This is a genomic window from Pseudoalteromonas sp. 1_2015MBL_MicDiv, assembly GCF_002407505.1.
GTDB lineage: Bacteria > Pseudomonadota > Gammaproteobacteria > Enterobacterales > Alteromonadaceae > Pseudoalteromonas > Pseudoalteromonas fuliginea.
In genome coordinates this window covers 3,231,710-3,247,432 of the sequence record NZ_CP012737.1, presented here as the reverse complement: position 1 = coordinate 3,247,432, position 15,723 = coordinate 3,231,710, and the positions used below count along the sequence as shown (strand labels likewise).

Genomic DNA, 15,723 nt, shown 5'->3' with positions numbered 1-15,723 from the left:
GGGCTAAGCATGTTTATTGCTGTAAAAAATCAAAGGTGTGGTTATATCAAACAAGCTTTTATAGCGGCATTGAGCTTTATTATTGTGGGTTGTAGTACACCACCTGAGCCTATTAGCTCGGTGCTACCACTTACAAAGAGCCAACTTGTAGAGCTGCCTAATGCACAAGTGGTTGTAACGTTTCCTGAGGTAAATCCAAGTAGCCGGTTTTATGTAAATAACCGAGGAACGTTTAAAGCTTACAAAGGGCGGGGGCAATTATTAATACAAAACCACAACGCACAAAGCGCCGATATTTATATTAATAATAAAAAGCTCGACGTTAACCAACTAAGCGCCAACACCTTATACAATTACAGTTTGGCAAAAAATACTCACAACGGTGTTAATACCTTTAAAGTTGAAAATATTCTCCCTGCTGGCGCAAGTTTAACGCTGCGTTTTGCATTTCCTACTTTAAGCGATGAACCAAAAAAGCATATAGATTTTACTGAAGTAGACACATTAATTGAACGCGATGTTAAAGCAGGTTTTCCTGGGGCTGTGTTGGCCGTTGTTAAAAATGGTGAGCTAATAAAATTAACCGCCTATGGCGATGCAAAGCAATACCAGCAAAGTGATTTAATGTTACTACGCCCAGAGCCAATGCAGACTAATACCTTGTTTGATCTTGCCTCAAACACCAAAATATTTGCCACCAACTTTGCACTTATGAAATTAGTAAGCGAAGGGTTATTAAATATTAATAAGCCCGTACAAAGCTACCTAAGCGAATATAAAGGCGAAGGGCGAGTACAACGTACAGTAAAAGACTTACTCACACACAGCGCCGGATACCCGCCAGTATTTGACTTTCATCGTAAAGATGGCAGCTATGGTGACGCGTTTTATTCGCAAAACAGTAAAACCACCAAACAGCTATTACTTACCAGCGTCCCTTTTAGCAGTGAATCATCTGGGCAGCATGTTTACTCTGATATTGATTACATGATTTTAGGTGTGCTCATTGAGCGTATTACAGGGCAGCCCCTTGACGAATATCTAGAGCAGCAAGTGTACGCGCCACTAAAATTAACTAACACGTTATTTAATCCACTTAAAAAAGGCTTTAAGCCGCAGCAATTTGCAGCCACTGAGCTTAGCGGCAACACACGAGACGGGCGCATTAAGTTTGATAATGTTCGCACCAGTGTTTTACAAGGCCAAGTGCACGACGAGCGCGCTTACTACTCACTTGATGGCGTAGCAGGGCATGCAGGATTATTTAGTAACGCTCACGACTTAGCGGTGCTTTGCCAGCTATTACTAAATAATGGTGGCTACGGCGACCAACAATTATTTAGTGCAAGCGCCTTAGCGCAATTTTTAACGCCGCAATCAAGCGATGAAACCTACGGGCTTGGCTTTAGGCTAGCTGGTAACAACCAAGCAAGGCGCTGGCACTTTGGCCCTTATGCAAGCGTGCAGGCTTATGGCCACACAGGTTGGACGGGGACAGTGACCGTAATTGACCCCGCTTACGACTTGGCTATTGTTTTACTTACCAATGCTCGCCATAGTGCCATTAAAGGCTCGCAAAAACGTTACGAATTTACAGGCAAACAATTTGAAACCGCACAGTACGGATCGGTAGTGTCGCTTATTTATGAAGCGCTACTAAATCAATAAGCTATCGTATAGGTTAAAACGTACTAACTGTGCCACCTTAAGTGATTTATTTACAGGTGACTTGAGTAAGCCAATCCATTAAGCTAAGCGGTCTATAAAACTAAGCCGGTTTATGTTGTTAGGCTTAACAAATAAGCGTTAAAACGCGTACAAAGCGAGGTTTACTCGCTAATAATTAAGGTTAACTTTTTATGCATTGGTATTCTATTTTACCGCCGCTAATTGCGATTGCTATCGTGTTTTGGCGAAAAGAAGTGATTATGGCGCTACTTGTTGCTGTTGCTTCTTCTGAGTTTTTACTCGCCTTTCAGGGCGAAGGTAATAGCTTGTTTGACACTTTTTTAAATACCATTGAACGTATTATTTCGGTTGCCAGTTCGCCAGGTAATACACGCATATTAATATTTAGTATTTTAATAGGTGCCTTGCTTGCCTACATTCGCGAATCTGGCGGCGTTGCAGCAACCGTTAATATGCTAATGAACAAAGGTATTGCAAAAAGTAAGCGCCAAGTGGGCTTTTTAACCATGTTTACCGGCATTGCGGTGTTTATAGAATCTAACCTGAGCGTACTTACCTCGGGTATTTTATCGCGTGGCTTATTCGACAAATTTAAAATGAGCCGAGCGCGTCTAGCGTACATTATTGACAGCACCAGTGCGCCAGTGTGTATTTTAATACTACTTAACGGCTGGGGCGCATTTGTACTTGGTTTGTTAGGTAACTATGAGCTAGGTGAGTCGGCTGTATCAGTGTTATGGGGCAGCGTAGGGTATAACTTTTACGCCATAATTACCCTTGCCATTGTTTTTTACACTATCGCGTTCGATAAAGTGCACGGCCCAATGAAAGAAGCCGAACAAAAACTAGAGCTTCAAACAACTGACTTAAAAGAAGAAGTAAAAGGCTCTAAAGCGCGTTACATGTTAATCCCGCTTATTACGCTTATTACCAGCATGGTTGGCTTTATGTATTACACCGGTAATGGTGTACTAGCCGAGGGCAGCGGTTCTAAATCAGTATTATATGCAACGGTTTTAGCCATTGTTGTCGCTTACTTTTTAATGATTGGCTCACGTAAATTTACGCATCATCAATTAGTTGATACCGGTTTTAAAGGTATGGGCGAATTAATGCCACTGGTCGCCATTGTACTGCTTTCGCTTACACTTGGCGCAAGCCTAAAAGAATTGGGTACTGGCGTATTTGTAGCATCGCTTGTTGGCGACTACCTACCTATTTATTTAATCGTACCTGTGCTTTTTTTAACCGGCGCGGTAATGTCGTTTACTACGGGTACATCGTGGGGCACGTTTGCTATATTAATCCCAATTGGTGTGCCACTTATTCAAGCGCTTGGTTTACCGCCATCGCTTGTTGTAGGTGCTATTTTGGGTGGTGGTATATTTGGCGATCATTGCTCGCCTATATCCGACACCAGCGCTGTATCGGCTATTGCATCAGGGTGTGACTTACTCACCCACGTTAAAACGCAGCTACCGTACGCCTTATTTGGCGGCGCACTCACGTTTATAGCGTACTTAGTAACAAGCATACTTGTGTTATAAAAACGTGTTATAAAAGTGTGTTGTAAATACTGAGTTTTAATTATTTATAAAATGCCTTGAAAGCCTGCAAATATGCAGGCTTTTTTAGGGCACAAAACAAGGATTGTTTAAATGAAAAATAAAGCTTTTGTCCTTTTTAGTTTTTTATTGTTTTTGAACGCATGCTCTTACCTAGAAAGTGAAACGGAGCAAGCAGAACGATTGGGTAAAACATACCAGCTCAATATAAAAACAGATGATCCAAAGCAATCTTATCCAAAAGATTTTACCGAAGAAGAGGGAAGTTTAGTCAATGTTGAAGTGACTATAACCTCTTTAGATAGTGCTGCTGAAACTCTTGATGGGATTGAGTCTGCCTTGGGAGTTTACCCAGAAGGATTTATTTCTGAAGTAATTGATACTATTTATATTGTAGGCGCTGCTGCTGGCGGAACTTATGGTTCTAGGTGGATAGCTTTATCTAATGTTGCACAATGGAATGGAACAAAAGCTAACTATGAAAATGCGTATCGTGGAATACATCATGAACTTAGTTCACTCATATTTAATAACTCACCATTTAGCGTAATGACATGGCAAAGTTTATTAAATAGAGATTGGAAGGCTGCGGCATCAAATTTTGAGGCACTTACAAAAGATGAGTTAGCGCCAGATTATAGCGCGGGCTTTTTATCTGATTATGGTAAAACATCTATGGGTAATGATTTTAATACTTACGCCGAATTTGCCTTTGCTGAACCTGAAAAATTGCGGGAACTTGCCGCAACCTACCCAATAATAGCTAAAAAGTTGAGTGTATTTATTACCGCGTATACGCAGTTTTCGGCTAAATATCAGCAAAACTTTGAAGAATATTTTACTAGAACAGGTTTAAGTGATGTTGCGGTAGAACCTGAAAATGTAGAAATGACGATTCATTTAGACGTGAGTAGCGTTAAGCCGAAAATTATCAGATAACGCTATTTGATTACGATCTTACGTTTTTAGCGTACTTAGTAACAAGTATGTTTGTATTAAAAAATACGATTTTTACATAGTTAAAAGCCTGCTTAACCGTAGGTTTTTTTGTTTAAAAAAAGCGTACATAGGTTGGGTTGAGTGACACGAAACCGAACTGTTCTACAATGCGGTTTGCACCTATAAAGCTAAGTATATGTATATCTTTTGTAGGCGCATAGCTTGCTAGCGCGTCGGGCGTTAGCCCGAAAAGTTAGATTTAGTATTTACGCACTAGGTTACGCATCAACTACTGATTTCAGAATCATAGTATTAAGCATGACATCTGTGTTTTAGTTTTGTATAAAACAAAATCCGCCCTATGCCTTCTTAAAAAGGACTATTCATTTTGATTTGAGGGACTTTAAGTCACAAGCAAACTAATAAAAAGTGTATTTTTGTTATTGTGAGCTTAAAAATTATTTTTAACAATTCTTTACTCTTTTAATTCATGCAGTAAGCAAGTAATGCTGAAACTGATATCGAGTTGTATTATGATTAATTAAAAAATAATAAGGCTAATAATTAAAATGGATCTAGATTCTAAACAGAGTGCACTTCAAAAAATATCAAAACAAAATGCACTTTCAGCTGCTTTAGGTGCTGCATTCTGGAGTGTTCCTATTTTAGTTCTATGGGCATTTCTGTTTGAGTTAAAACCAGCTGCAGGTCCTGTGATGTTACTCATTAGTGGTGCATTAGTTGGTGCAGCGGTACGGTTTCATGGTCGAGGATACGAGCGTTTATTTTCGCTAATAGGTTTAATTGCTCATGCTTGTATTGTATTTGTAGCGTGGGATTTGCAGATTATTCTTGTTGGTGGCGTTTTAGCGGTTATTTTAGTTGGGGTTTATATTTTTGGCGCATGGGGAGCTGCCTACATATCACGCATTAATGTATCAATGCACGACCATAAAGAATTTGATAAATTATTTGAATCTGCCGATTATCAAAAACAAAAAAAGCTAAAAAATAGATGGTTCATTGTACTTCCTGTCGTTAGTGTTTTAACGCTTGTTGCAGGTTTTATTACGGCAATAGGTATCGTTATTTTTCAGCAACAGCAGCATATTGATATTGAGGTACAACAACATCAGCAGCGTGCCGCTGAATTTCGCAGTAAGCATATTGAAACAAGTAATGAAAACCTCGCCTCTATGAGCACCAAAAAAGCATTAACATATGCTTATGCGTATCAGTCAGGAAGACACTTCGATGAGCGAGGATATTATAAAGGAGCCTACCCGCAAGATAGCTTCCAAGCTTTAGTAATATTACGTTACCTAGCTAATGAAAAGAAAAACCCGCGCGCACAATTTATTTTAGGAAAAATACTTAATAACGAAAAAGGTCAGGCTTTATTATTACAAGCCGAAAAAGCAGGTGATGAATTTGCTATGCTTTATAGTATTTATGAATTTGGCTGTCGAATTGATGCGAAGAGAGGCAAACAGCTTCTAATGAGCTTTGCTAAAAATATAGAAGAGCAATCGGTTATTATTGACATACAGAGTATGAACAGCGACGACTTTAATGATCATTGTATAGTATTAGATAGTACTGAATTTGATTATCGCTATATACGAGATTATTAGTGAGTATTGAATTGAGAAGTATTGAGTTTCAATTCAAATCACTGCTCTAAGGTTTAGTTTTTTACTTGGAGTATTTAAAAACTTTATTTTAGATTTTGTGACGTATAGAGCTGCAGCCAATAGGTGTTGCCATGGATCCCTTTTTGCGATCTCATCTATCAGCGGCGACGTATTTTCTATTGCATCGGGAGGACTTACTTACCGGTGTTAAAACACGGCTATCGCCAGCTTATTTGATGATGGCCTGATACTTTTAGCATACGTAGATTGAGCAGTACAAAACCCAACGAATCTCCAATGTAGTTTGCACCTATAAAGCCAAGTATATGTATATTTTTTGTAGGCGCATAGCTTGCTAGCGCGTCGGGCGTTAGCTTGAAAAAAATAGAGTGAATAATTAAAAAATTGCACAGAACTCACGTTTACTTATTGATATGTGGCACTATATAAAAAAGTATTATTTAAAAGGAATTAAATGAAAGAATTCAATTGGAGTAAAGCAACTAAGCCTCCATTAGAAGAGTATTTTCCTGCAGATAAATTAGATCGTGCTCGCTACGCCACCTTCTTATCAAGGCTATTGGCTCAAGAGGGGTTTGATGAAAGCAGGCCTGATGATGAACAAAAGAAAAACTATGTATTAAACTTAAATGCTGAATGGGGGGCAGGTAAAACCTATTTTCTTAAGCGTTGGTCACGAGAATTAATAGTAGATTTTCCTGTTGTATATATTGATGCATGGCAGCAAGACTATTCAGACGACCCATTTTTAACTGTAATTGCAGGTATTATAAAGCAGCTTCAACTTCAGGCTAAGTTTAATATAACAATACCTAAAAGCGCCGTTTCAATGTTTAAGGCTGTTGCACCTGCTATTGCACAAGGTTTAACTAAAAAGATATCTGGTATCGATTTAGATGAACTACACACATTACTATTTTCTGATGAAGAAATTGAAAATGACCAAAATCAAAATTCTAATAAGCTGACGGGCAGCGACTTTTCACCGGCAGTAAAGGCGCTTGCACAAAACTTAATTAAAGATCATGAAGCTAAAAATAAGAGTATTGAAGTAATAAAGTCTAAGTTAGCTGATTGGGTCAGTAAGTTTGAAAAGCAGGAAGGTAAGTCGTTACCCATATTTATTTTTATTGATGAATTAGATCGTTGTCGCCCAAGTTATGCAGTAGAAATGTTAGAGACGATTAAACATATTTTTGATGTTAAAGGTATTGTATTTGTTGTAGCAACAGATACAGAACAACTCCAACATACAATCAAATCAATTTATGGTGAAGGCTTTGATGCTAAGATTTACCTAGGCCGTTTTTTTAATAGCCGCTATAGCTTAAAGCGACCTGTTTTAAAGGATTTTTTATCAGTACATAGTGATACAACTAAATTTGAATCTGGGTACTTAGAAAGTAAAGATATTGAGCTACTCCCCCGCACAGAAACACCGGAAACCGCTTTAGCTAATATCTCAGTTGTTTTAGATGCGTTCCAAGTGCCGCCTAGAACAGCCATTCAAATTACTGAACGCATTACTGCCATTATTGTAAATTTACCAAATGGTAAAAAAGTAGATGTGCTTGTGCTCGCTATTTTGTTTTGTATCTATGAAAAAGACCACCCACTTTATGATGAGATGATAAATGGTAGGTTCAAAAGAACAGAACGAGGTAATGAAAATAAGATCATAGATATTAGCCTAGCTGACTTCTTACAAAAGGATATATCAAAAGAGTATTTATCAGCCGAGTTAATCTATTTTATTGATCCACAGTCATACACCTCTCAATTCCATAACGGCCGCTTCGTTCCTAAAGATAATAAGTACTTTGAGGGAAATTATCCTATTCCACTATCTAAATTTATTGAGAATACCTTTTGTAAAATCTTTGATTTACATGTAGATGATTTCTATTTTATTTCTTCTAGTGATGATGATTTAACGGAACTGCAATACGCAGAAGAGGCGTTAGCACAGCATAAAATAGAAACTTCTCCAGAAGTTACTTTATTATGGCTTGACTATATTTATATCAAAGATGAATACAACAAAATTACTAAAGAACAATATCGTGATTTTATAGAGCTTTCCTCACCATTAGATTACATGGGCGATAGTTAACTATCTCTGTGCAGCGCCTAGCGTCTCTGTGTTCTCGGTGGTAATATTTATCTAAATTACCACCAACCTTAACTGAGCCAAACCAACCTAAGCCCTACACTGCCTAACCCCAGCACCTGCATGTTTAAGCGCTATAATTTGCCCTTTACCATTATGTGCCATAGCCAGCATATCACCCGTATTTATATTACTTTCTACCGCGTGTTTACCCTTTAAATCACTCAACAGTGACTGCTTAATTTGCACTAGCACTTCATCATTACAGCTGGCTATGTACCAGTCGTTATCTACCTTCACTAGAGTGCCGTATTCTATATGGCGCTGTTGGTGACGGCGTAAATCGTTAACTAATTGACTATCAAGCGCGTGTTTTTGCTCGTTTATAGAGCTTGCGTAGCTGCCTGCTTGATTTATTTCGTGTGTTTTTATAAATGAATAGTCGTGAATGTCTATGGTGTTAAATACGGTTTTAGGCGCGTGGTTAAAGCCATCGTTATTATCAAACACAATAAAGGCGAACACACCCAGTGCGCAGGCAAGGCTGGTTAGCTGTAGCGTAAAACTAAGCCTTGTGGGCTTTTTAGGCTTTGTGTGCGTGGCTTTATTAAGTAGCGCTTTTTGCTGATTACTTGTAAGTGTAGTGTGCTCTTTTCGCTCTTTGTAATGTTGTGCGAGCTTTTGATCAAGCGGCTCATCAGGCTTGTTCATTGTTTGCTCCTAATAAACGTTTAAGGTTTTGTTTGGCATAGCGCAGCCTTGTTTTAATGGTCTCAAGGTTGCTTTGCGTTATAAGCTCTATGTCGGTGAGCGAAAAGCCTTCTTGTTGCAAGGTTATGGCTTCGCGCTGTACAAAGGTAAGTTGTTTTAGCGCAGCGTCGAACGCTTCGTAACTTATGTTTGAGCTGCCTATATGCGAGTCTCCACTAGTTAAGTCGCTTTCGCTCTTATCATTTTGTGCTGCTAAATGCGTGTTTTCGTCAAGCTCTACAAAGTGCTGTTGCCTGCGGTATTCGTCAATGAGTGTGTTGCGGGCAAGTTTAAATAACCACGCTTTAGGTGTGGTTTGTGCTTGGTAAAGGTGGCGTTTTTCGATTACTTTTAGCCATGTTTGTTGGCTTACGTCGTATGCTAAATGCGTATTAGATTGCGTAACAAGGTAGTGGTATAAGTCGTTACTGTAGAGGGCAATAAGCTGCTCTAAGTAACGATTGTCGCCACTTTTTGCATAACTTGCCATGCAGTCCTTGCTTGGCGTTTCAAATAACCATGACTTAATACTTAGTAGCATAGGCGTTTAGTCCGTTAAATAGAGTTATCTAATTTAAAATCGAGCTGTACGGTTTGACCTGTTTGTAATTGTGCCACACCTTCAATCACTTTGGGACGATATTTCCAGCGTTTAATGGCTCGTATTGCTTCGCGATCAAAGGTACGTTTTGGCTCGGCGTTAATAACTACTGGGTCGATTACCTCACCCGTTGGCGAAATACTAAAGCTTAGTTGCACCCAACCTTCAACACCATCGCGTGCTGCTGTGGTTGGGTATTTAGGGTTTATGCGCACTATGGGTGTTGCATCCCCTGTTGGGCGATTAATGGTGTTGTTAATGTCGCCACCAAAATCATCAATTGTAATCGGCGTAAAGTCGCTAATCGCCAATACAGGATCGGCTGATGTATCAAGCGGTGGAGCTTTTGGCGGCACTTTAGGCATTGGCGGTGGCGGCTGTATTTTTTGTATATGCCTGACTTTTGAATCCTCAGGTGCCTGAAAAATCTCTACTATAATATCGCCCCCTGGTTTAACCGGTGCGCGTTGCTCGCCACTTATTAAATATTGCATAAACGCAAAAGCTGCAAAGGTCATTGCGGCGCCGCCAATAACGGCGGTCGATGTTTTAATAAATACTGGGTTGTTAGGTACTTCAAGTGTGTGCATAAGCCGCTCCAAATTAATGCATTAGGGTATTTTCAAAGCTATAACGGATGGCAAATCAAAAAGGGGTGAAATAATTTTATAAAAAATGTGGGGTTTAGTTACAATAGCTATTCGCAAATATTAAAACTTAACTTTTTAGGCTGTTATGCAACTCATTGAAATAAATAAAGCGCGTTATCGTAAACATTTAAACCGTGTTATTGCAGGATGTGGTATTGGTTTGGCTGTAGGCAGCTTGGCTATATCGCAAACGCTGATTGCTTTATTTCCTGATGAAAGTGGTAGCCACTTTCATTGGAACTTAATAGGTGTTGCTATTACAAGCGTTGGGCTTGCGTGGTTACTTCATAAATACCGTACACATAGCTTTATGACTGAAGTTGTTTATGTGTGGGAACTTAAAAAAGCACTTAATAAAATAACCCGTAAAATGGCTAAGTTAAAAGCCGCTGGCCGTGAAGGCAATGCCGATGCGTTATTAGCGATTCATTATAGCTACGCGGGCTCTCGGTTATTGTGGCAGCTAGACGATAATCTAATCACCATGGACGATTTAGCCATTAAACAAGCTGAGCTTGAATCTGTTGCAGCGCAACATAACGTAACGCTAAATGCTGATGAGTATGATGCGAGCATTTTAAAACAGTTTTAGTTTTTAATGTTTAAAGGAGTGTCTAATGAAAAAAATATTAGTTGTTTGTTTAGGTAATATTTGCCGCTCGCCAACCGCAGAGGCGGTATTAAAAGCCCGCGCTAAAAAGCTAGGTGTTGATGTTAAAGTTGATTCGGCTGGCACTATTGGTTATCACGAAGGTAAAACGCCTGATAGCCGCTCAATGGCTGCAGGCGAAAAACGTGGTTATAGTTTTAAAGGTATTTATTCGCGTAAAGTACGCACAAGTGACTTTACTGAATTTGATTTAATTTTAGCGGCCGATACACAAAATTTAGCTGATTTAAAAGCCCAGTGCCCTGCGCATTTACAGTACAAATTAGCGTTGTTTTTAGAGTTTGGTGAACAGAGCGTTAGTGCGATTCCCGATCCTTATTACGGCGGTGATGATGGCTTTGAAAATGTGCTTGATTTAATTGAAGCCGCAAGCGACAAAATACTGTCAAAAATTTAAAAGGTATGGTTAAGTTATAGTTAATGAATGACTGTTAATATGCCATTGGTAATTTAGGTATGAATACTGGGCTTATTGCAATTCACTCTATTGTAATTGGTACACCTTTTTGGAGAACGATATGAATTCAGTTAAGAAAATAGCAATGACAATGTGTATAGCACTCCCTGTATTTGCTCATGCTGGGGAGTCTATTGTTAAATGGCATGACTTTAACGATTATCGTGATGTACGAGCGTCGAATCAAGCCAGAGGGTCGTATCATAAACACATTGCAAGTAGCTTTGAAAAACATATGGCTAAGCTTGCTGAGCAGCTACCAAAAGGTTATAAATTAAACGTAGAGTTCACTGATTTAGATTTAGCCGGTGATGTGCGATACGGCGGTATGGATGAAATACGTGTAGTAAAACCAATCTATTTTCCGCGCATTAAGCTCAATTATTCGTTAACAGATAAAGATGGCAACGTACTTAATAAAGGCAGTGATGTAGAGCTTAAAGATATGGGCTTTATGGATAAAATTAAAATGGGCCGCGAAGAATCATTTTATTACGAAAAACGCTTATTAACGCAGTGGTTTGGTGAACAAATATTACCAAGTTTAGATTAACTGAAAATAAAAATGCCGCTAAATAGCGGCATTTTTATTTTTAAGCTTTACTTAAAAGTAGCTAACAACGTGAGTATTTGTTGTAACTTAATAACGGTAGTTTTAAGTTTTTCTTCATCAAAACCATCGTTAGATAAGCTTTCAACGTCAGCGGCTACGTCGAGTACGTAAGGCTTAAAACGTTTAGCTTCAAAGCTAAATCCAGCATCTTGTGCAAATAAGGCTTTAAATTTGCCATGGCCCTGTTGCTGTAATTCATCGAGTTTTTTGTCGGCATCAAGCGCCTGACGATAAACAATTTTTAAATTAGTATTGAGTTGTTCAATAATTGAATCCATGGTTTTCCTAAAGCTTTGTACTGCATGGCCGACATAATACTTGGATTACATTTAAAAGTCAGGTTTGTTATATGAATATATCAGGCACAAGTTTACCCGCTGTTTCCGGCTCAGGCCAAGGCAGTGAGCTTTATAGCGCTGCTTTATCTAAAAAGCAGCAACTAGCAGATGGCGCAGCAGCACTTGCACTTATTGAAGGTGCTGCACAATCGTCAAGTGCACAAACACCGGCTAAGTCGGTAACTGCATCATTGGGTAACAACGTAAATATATACGTTTAAATTAGCTTAAGATCGATAGGTGTTTTGCTTTTTTGACCACCTATTTCTCTAACTAACTTAGGCACTAAAAATCCAGGCAGAGCTTTTAATAGCTCTGCCATTATTTTTATTGCGTCTTCTTCGTTAATATCAAAGTGGCTGGCCCCTTCAACTTTATCTAGCAAATACAAATAATACGGTAATACGTCTGCGTCAAATAACGCTTCGCTTAAATTTATTTGCGCATCGAGCGTATCGTTCACATCTTTTAAAATTACAGCTTGGTTTAAAAGCGTTACGTTTGCTTGTTTAAGCTTTTGCATGGCAGCTTTAAAATCGGAATCTATTTCGTTGGCGTGGTTTATGTGATTAATAAAAATAATTTTTAATGGCGATTTTGCTAATCGCTCACATAACTCATTGGTAACTCGCGCCGGTATAACTACTGGCAAGCGGCTATGAATTCGCATTCGTTTAATTTGTGGTAATTGCTCAAGCTCATCTAAAAACCAACTTATGGCATCGTCTTTGGCCATGAGCGGATCGCCACCACTTAAAATCACTTCGTTTATATCAGCATCTGATTTTATGTAGCTTAGTGTTTCAAGCAGACTTTTTTTATTAAGTTGGTTTTCTTGATACGGAAAATGCCTTCTAAAGCAATAACGACAATTGACTGCACAACCGGTTTTAAACATTACTAAAACACGCGATTTATACTTATGTAAAAGGCCGGGTTGGTCGTTGTCTTGCTCAAGTAGGGGATCTTTATTAAAACCCGACTTAGTTAAAAATTCTTGATGGCGTGGCATTACTTGTAGCAAAAGAGGATCGTTTGGATCGCCTTTGCGTATTTTTTTTATAAAAGGGATAGGCACGCGTACCGCAAATAAACTGCGGGCTTTTAGGTCGTTTTCATGGACTTGGCTCGATAAACCGACCATTTCAAGCAAGGTTTTTGGGCAGGTAACTACATTTGCTAATTCTTTTTGCCAGTTTTTATGCAAATTTGCTTCATTTCTTTGTATCATTGGCATGTAGATTACTCGAAAAAATATAAATAGAGGAAACGATGGCGAATTATAGCACCAACGAGTTCAAGGGCGGCCTAAAAATTATGATGGACGGCGAGCCTTGCAGTATCTTAGAAAATGAAATGGTAAAACCTGGTAAAGGCCAGGCGTTCAACCGTGTTCGTATCCGTAAACTTATCTCTGGTAAGGTGCTTGAAAAAACCTTTAAATCGGGTGAATCAGTTGAAGGTGCTGATGTAATGGATACCGATTTAGCGTATCTATACACAGACGGCGAATTTTGGCATTTCATGAACAACGAAACATTTGAGCAAATTGCTGCTGACGAAAAAGCACTAGGCGATGCAGTTAAATGGTTAGTTGAAAATGATTTATGTACAATCACATTATGGAACGGCAGCCCTATTGCTGTTACACCACCTAACTTTGTTGAGCTTGAGATCACTGAAACAGATCCTGGCCTTAAGGGTGATACAGCGGGTACTGGTGGTAAACCAGCAACGCTTAGCACAGGCGCTGTAGTACGAGTTCCATTATTCGTACAAATTGGCGAAGTAATTAAAGTAGACACTCGTAACGGTGAATACGTAAGCCGTGTTAAGTAACACTTAACTCAGCTTAATAAATCCCAGCTTAAGCTGGGATTTTTTTTGGAGAAAATATGTCAGCAGATCTTTGGGCCCCAAGCGCAAGCATTGAAACACTAAAACAACGTGCAGCGATATTACGTAGCATTCGTGAGTTTTTTTATGCGCGTGATGTTTTAGAAGTAGAAACGCCGAGCTTAAGTGCTGCCAGTGTAACTGATGTGCACTTAGCTAGTTTTAATACCAAATTTGTAGGTCCAGGGCACGCAGGTGGGCTTCCTCTATTTTTACAGACATCTCCAGAGTTTGCTATGAAACGCCTGTTAGCTGCAGACTCAGGCTCTATTTTTCAGCTTTGTAAAGCATTTAGAAATGAAGAAGCAGGTAGCCATCACAATCCTGAATTTACAATGCTGGAATGGTATCGCCCAGGCTTTGATGAATTTGCACTTATGGATGAAATGGATGAGCTAATGCGGCTTGTTTTAAATGTCGAGCCGGCAACAAGGCTTACTTATCAGCAAGCGTTTGAACATGCGTTAGGGCTCGATCCGCTAACAGCGAACATAGAACAACTAAAGCAACTTGCCTGTGAGCAAGGATTTGCTGATATAGCCAAAAACGAAACGCATAAAGACACTTTACTACAATTATTGTTTTGTATGAAGGTAGAGCCAAGGATAGGGCAAGAAAAACCGTGTTTTGTTTATCACTTTCCAGCTTCTCAAGCGGCACTGGCACAAATTTGTGAACACGATACACGTGTAGCAGGGCGCTTTGAGCTTTATTATAAAAATATGGAATTGGCTAACGGCTTTAACGAACTCACAAATGCTAGTGAGCAAGCTAAACGTTTTAATGAAGATAACGCATACCGCGCTGTAAACGGTTTAAAACAAGTACCAATGGATACGCGTTTAATTAAAGCGCTGGAGCATGGATTACCACAGTGCGCAGGGGTGGCTTTGGGGATTGATAGATTGGTAATGCTCGCAACAAATAAAGAAAAAATTAAAGACGTAATCGCGTTTGATGTGCAAAGAGCGTAATGCTGGACTTGTAGGCGCACAGCTTGCTGGCGCGTTAAAGCTAAGCTTTAAGGTCTTTTTATTTGGTTAGTTTAAAGTAATAAGAAGCTTCGCTTCTCACGTGAGCAAGCTCTACGTCTACAACACATTTTATTATTACTTATTTGATATGCAAAGAGCGTGATGCTTGGCTTGTAGGCGTAGGTGGAATACCTGTAGGTGCGAATTTATTTTGCGCTCATGTAATTTAACTTTATAAATAAGCGAGGTATAAAACCTCACCTACAATAAACATCAAGCCTGTAGGTGTGAATTTATTTTGCGCTCATGTAATTTAATTTTATAAAAAGCGAGGTATAAAACCTCACCTACAATAAACATCAAATCCAACAACCTACGCCCAACCTGTAGGTGTGAATTTATTTCGCGCTCGTGTAATTTAACTTTATAAAAAGCGAGGTATAAAACCTCACCTACAATAAACATCAAACCCAAAACTTACGCCAAACCTGTAGGTGCGAATTTATTTCGCGCTCATGTAATTTAACTTTATAAAAAAGCGAGGTATAAAGCCTCACCTACAATAAACATCAAATCCAACAACCTACGCCCAACCTGTAGGTGTGAATTTATTTCGCGCTCATGTAATTTAACTTTATAAATAAGCGAGGTATAAAACCTCACCTACAATAAACATCAAATCCAACAACCTACGCCCAACCTGTAGGTGCGAATTTATTTCGCGCTCTTGTAATTTAACTTTATAAAAAGCGAGGTATAAAACCTCACCTACAAATAAAAACACCGCGTTTAATTTAAACGCGGTGTTTTTATTTG

The 15,723-nt window shown here is 39.0% G+C and carries 16 protein-coding genes; 11 read left to right on the top strand and 5 right to left on the bottom strand.

What is annotated here, in order from left to right; genetic code table 11:
* Nucleotides 1–9: 9 nt before the first annotated feature.
* The 5 genes from pbp4b (at nt 10) to AOR04_RS14560 (ending at nt 7,961) form a co-directional block, all read left to right on the top strand.
* Nucleotides 10–1,668, top strand: a complete 1,659-nt coding sequence (gene pbp4b / locus AOR04_RS14580) for a penicillin binding protein PBP4B (RefSeq protein WP_096793746.1) — start codon at nt 10–12, stop codon at nt 1,666–1,668.
* A gap of 191 nt (nt 1,669–1,859) precedes the next feature.
* On the top strand, nt 1,860–3,236 hold the full coding sequence (locus AOR04_RS14575; protein WP_096793745.1) for a Na+/H+ antiporter NhaC family protein: 1,377 nt from the start codon (nt 1,860–1,862) through the stop codon (nt 3,234–3,236).
* A gap of 111 nt (nt 3,237–3,347) precedes the next feature.
* On the top strand, nt 3,348–4,193 hold the full coding sequence (locus AOR04_RS14570; RefSeq protein WP_198403003.1) for a hypothetical protein: 846 nt from the start codon (nt 3,348–3,350) through the stop codon (nt 4,191–4,193).
* A gap of 569 nt (nt 4,194–4,762) precedes the next feature.
* Complete coding sequence (locus AOR04_RS14565; protein WP_232525482.1) at nt 4,763–5,827, top strand: hypothetical protein; 1,065 nt, start codon at nt 4,763–4,765, stop codon at nt 5,825–5,827.
* A gap of 475 nt (nt 5,828–6,302) precedes the next feature.
* Nucleotides 6,303–7,961 (top strand): KAP family P-loop NTPase fold protein, encoded by a 1,659-nt coding sequence (locus AOR04_RS14560; protein WP_096793743.1) that lies wholly within the window; start codon nt 6,303–6,305, stop codon nt 7,959–7,961.
* A gap of 87 nt (nt 7,962–8,048) precedes the next feature.
* On the opposite strand, the gene AOR04_RS14555 is transcribed toward AOR04_RS14560, so the two are convergent.
* From AOR04_RS14555 to AOR04_RS14545, 3 genes are read right to left on the bottom strand one after another with little or no spacing between them, the layout of a single operon-like run.
* Nucleotides 8,049–8,669: a hypothetical protein gene (locus AOR04_RS14555; protein WP_096793742.1), complete on the bottom strand. Its 621-nt coding sequence runs from the start codon at nt 8,667–8,669 to the stop codon at nt 8,049–8,051.
* Nucleotides 8,656–9,249, bottom strand: coding sequence for a sigma-70 family RNA polymerase sigma factor (locus AOR04_RS14550; protein WP_096793741.1), 594 nt, complete (start codon nt 9,247–9,249; stop codon nt 8,656–8,658). Before AOR04_RS14550 ends, AOR04_RS14555 begins: the two co-directional genes overlap by 14 nt.
* Before the next feature lie 14 nt (nt 9,250–9,263).
* Complete coding sequence (locus AOR04_RS14545) at nt 9,264–9,899, bottom strand: energy transducer TonB (RefSeq protein WP_096793740.1); 636 nt, start codon at nt 9,897–9,899, stop codon at nt 9,264–9,266.
* A 145-nt stretch (nt 9,900–10,044) separates the two neighbouring features.
* Here AOR04_RS14545 and AOR04_RS14540 point away from each other — a divergent pair, with 145 nt between their 5' ends.
* The 3 genes from AOR04_RS14540 to AOR04_RS14530 all read left to right on the top strand — a co-directional run bounded on the left by AOR04_RS14540 (nt 10,045) and on the right by AOR04_RS14530 (nt 11,639).
* Complete coding sequence (locus tag AOR04_RS14540) at nt 10,045–10,551, top strand: DUF3087 domain-containing protein (protein WP_007378817.1); 507 nt, start codon at nt 10,045–10,047, stop codon at nt 10,549–10,551.
* 25 nt (nt 10,552–10,576) lie between these two features.
* Nucleotides 10,577–11,026, top strand: a complete 450-nt coding sequence (locus tag AOR04_RS14535; protein WP_008137282.1) for a low molecular weight protein-tyrosine-phosphatase — start codon at nt 10,577–10,579, stop codon at nt 11,024–11,026.
* A 121-nt stretch (nt 11,027–11,147) separates the two neighbouring features.
* Nucleotides 11,148–11,639, top strand: a complete 492-nt coding sequence (locus AOR04_RS14530; RefSeq protein ID WP_096793739.1) for a DUF3016 domain-containing protein — start codon at nt 11,148–11,150, stop codon at nt 11,637–11,639.
* 47 nt (nt 11,640–11,686) lie between these two features.
* Here the strand turns inward: AOR04_RS14530 and AOR04_RS14525 are convergent, their stop codons facing one another.
* A complete protein-coding gene (locus tag AOR04_RS14525; protein WP_002960798.1) occupies nt 11,687–11,977 on the bottom strand; it encodes a hypothetical protein in 291 nt (96 codons plus the stop codon).
* A 71-nt stretch (nt 11,978–12,048) separates the two neighbouring features.
* On the opposite strand from AOR04_RS14525, the gene AOR04_RS14520 reads away from it, so the two are divergent.
* Nucleotides 12,049–12,258, top strand: coding sequence for a hypothetical protein (locus tag AOR04_RS14520; RefSeq protein WP_002960797.1), 210 nt, complete (start codon nt 12,049–12,051; stop codon nt 12,256–12,258).
* Here the strand turns inward: AOR04_RS14520 and epmB are convergent.
* A complete protein-coding gene (gene epmB / locus AOR04_RS14515) occupies nt 12,255–13,268 on the bottom strand; it encodes an EF-P beta-lysylation protein EpmB (RefSeq protein WP_096794140.1) in 1,014 nt (337 codons plus the stop codon). The two genes, AOR04_RS14520 and epmB, sit on opposite strands and share 4 nt — an antisense overlap.
* 41 nt (nt 13,269–13,309) lie before the next feature.
* Between epmB and efp the strand changes: the two genes are divergently transcribed.
* Both efp and epmA read left to right on the top strand, forming a co-directional pair.
* Complete coding sequence (gene efp / locus AOR04_RS14510) at nt 13,310–13,876, top strand: elongation factor P (protein ID WP_024596699.1); 567 nt, start codon at nt 13,310–13,312, stop codon at nt 13,874–13,876.
* Between the two features lie 56 nt (nt 13,877–13,932).
* A complete protein-coding gene (gene epmA, locus AOR04_RS14505; RefSeq protein ID WP_096793738.1) occupies nt 13,933–14,907 on the top strand; it encodes an elongation factor P--(R)-beta-lysine ligase in 975 nt (324 codons plus the stop codon).
* Nucleotides 14,908–15,723: the final 816 nt, after the last annotated feature.

Bases quoted from the DNA above. Each gene is read 5' to 3' on its own strand.
- AOR04_RS14540 (WP_007378817.1), top strand. From the start codon at position 10,045: ATGCAACTCATTGAAATAAATAAAGCGCGTTATCGTAAACATTTAAAC.
- pbp4b (WP_096793746.1), top strand. From the start codon at position 10: ATGTTTATTGCTGTAAAAAATCAAAGGTGTGGTTATATCAAACAAGCT.
- epmA (WP_096793738.1), top strand. From the start codon at position 13,933: ATGTCAGCAGATCTTTGGGCCCCAAGCGCAAGCATTGAAACACTAAAA.
- AOR04_RS14530 (WP_096793739.1), top strand. From the start codon at position 11,148: ATGAATTCAGTTAAGAAAATAGCAATGACAATGTGTATAGCACTCCCT.
- AOR04_RS14535 (WP_008137282.1), top strand. From the start codon at position 10,577: ATGAAAAAAATATTAGTTGTTTGTTTAGGTAATATTTGCCGCTCGCCA.
- AOR04_RS14555 (WP_096793742.1), bottom strand. From the start codon at position 8,669: ATGAACAAGCCTGATGAGCCGCTTGATCAAAAGCTCGCACAACATTAC.
- AOR04_RS14550 (WP_096793741.1), bottom strand. From the start codon at position 9,249: ATGCTACTAAGTATTAAGTCATGGTTATTTGAAACGCCAAGCAAGGAC.
- epmB (WP_096794140.1), bottom strand. From the start codon at position 13,268: ATGATACAAAGAAATGAAGCAAATTTGCATAAAAACTGGCAAAAAGAA.
- AOR04_RS14560 (WP_096793743.1), top strand. From the start codon at position 6,303: ATGAAAGAATTCAATTGGAGTAAAGCAACTAAGCCTCCATTAGAAGAG.
- efp (WP_024596699.1), top strand. From the start codon at position 13,310: ATGGCGAATTATAGCACCAACGAGTTCAAGGGCGGCCTAAAAATTATG.
- AOR04_RS14520 (WP_002960797.1), top strand. From the start codon at position 12,049: ATGAATATATCAGGCACAAGTTTACCCGCTGTTTCCGGCTCAGGCCAA.
- AOR04_RS14565 (WP_232525482.1), top strand. From the start codon at position 4,763: ATGGATCTAGATTCTAAACAGAGTGCACTTCAAAAAATATCAAAACAA.
- AOR04_RS14575 (WP_096793745.1), top strand. From the start codon at position 1,860: ATGCATTGGTATTCTATTTTACCGCCGCTAATTGCGATTGCTATCGTG.
- AOR04_RS14545 (WP_096793740.1), bottom strand. From the start codon at position 9,899: ATGCACACACTTGAAGTACCTAACAACCCAGTATTTATTAAAACATCG.
- AOR04_RS14570 (WP_198403003.1), top strand. From the start codon at position 3,348: ATGAAAAATAAAGCTTTTGTCCTTTTTAGTTTTTTATTGTTTTTGAAC.
- AOR04_RS14525 (WP_002960798.1), bottom strand. From the start codon at position 11,977: ATGGATTCAATTATTGAACAACTCAATACTAATTTAAAAATTGTTTAT.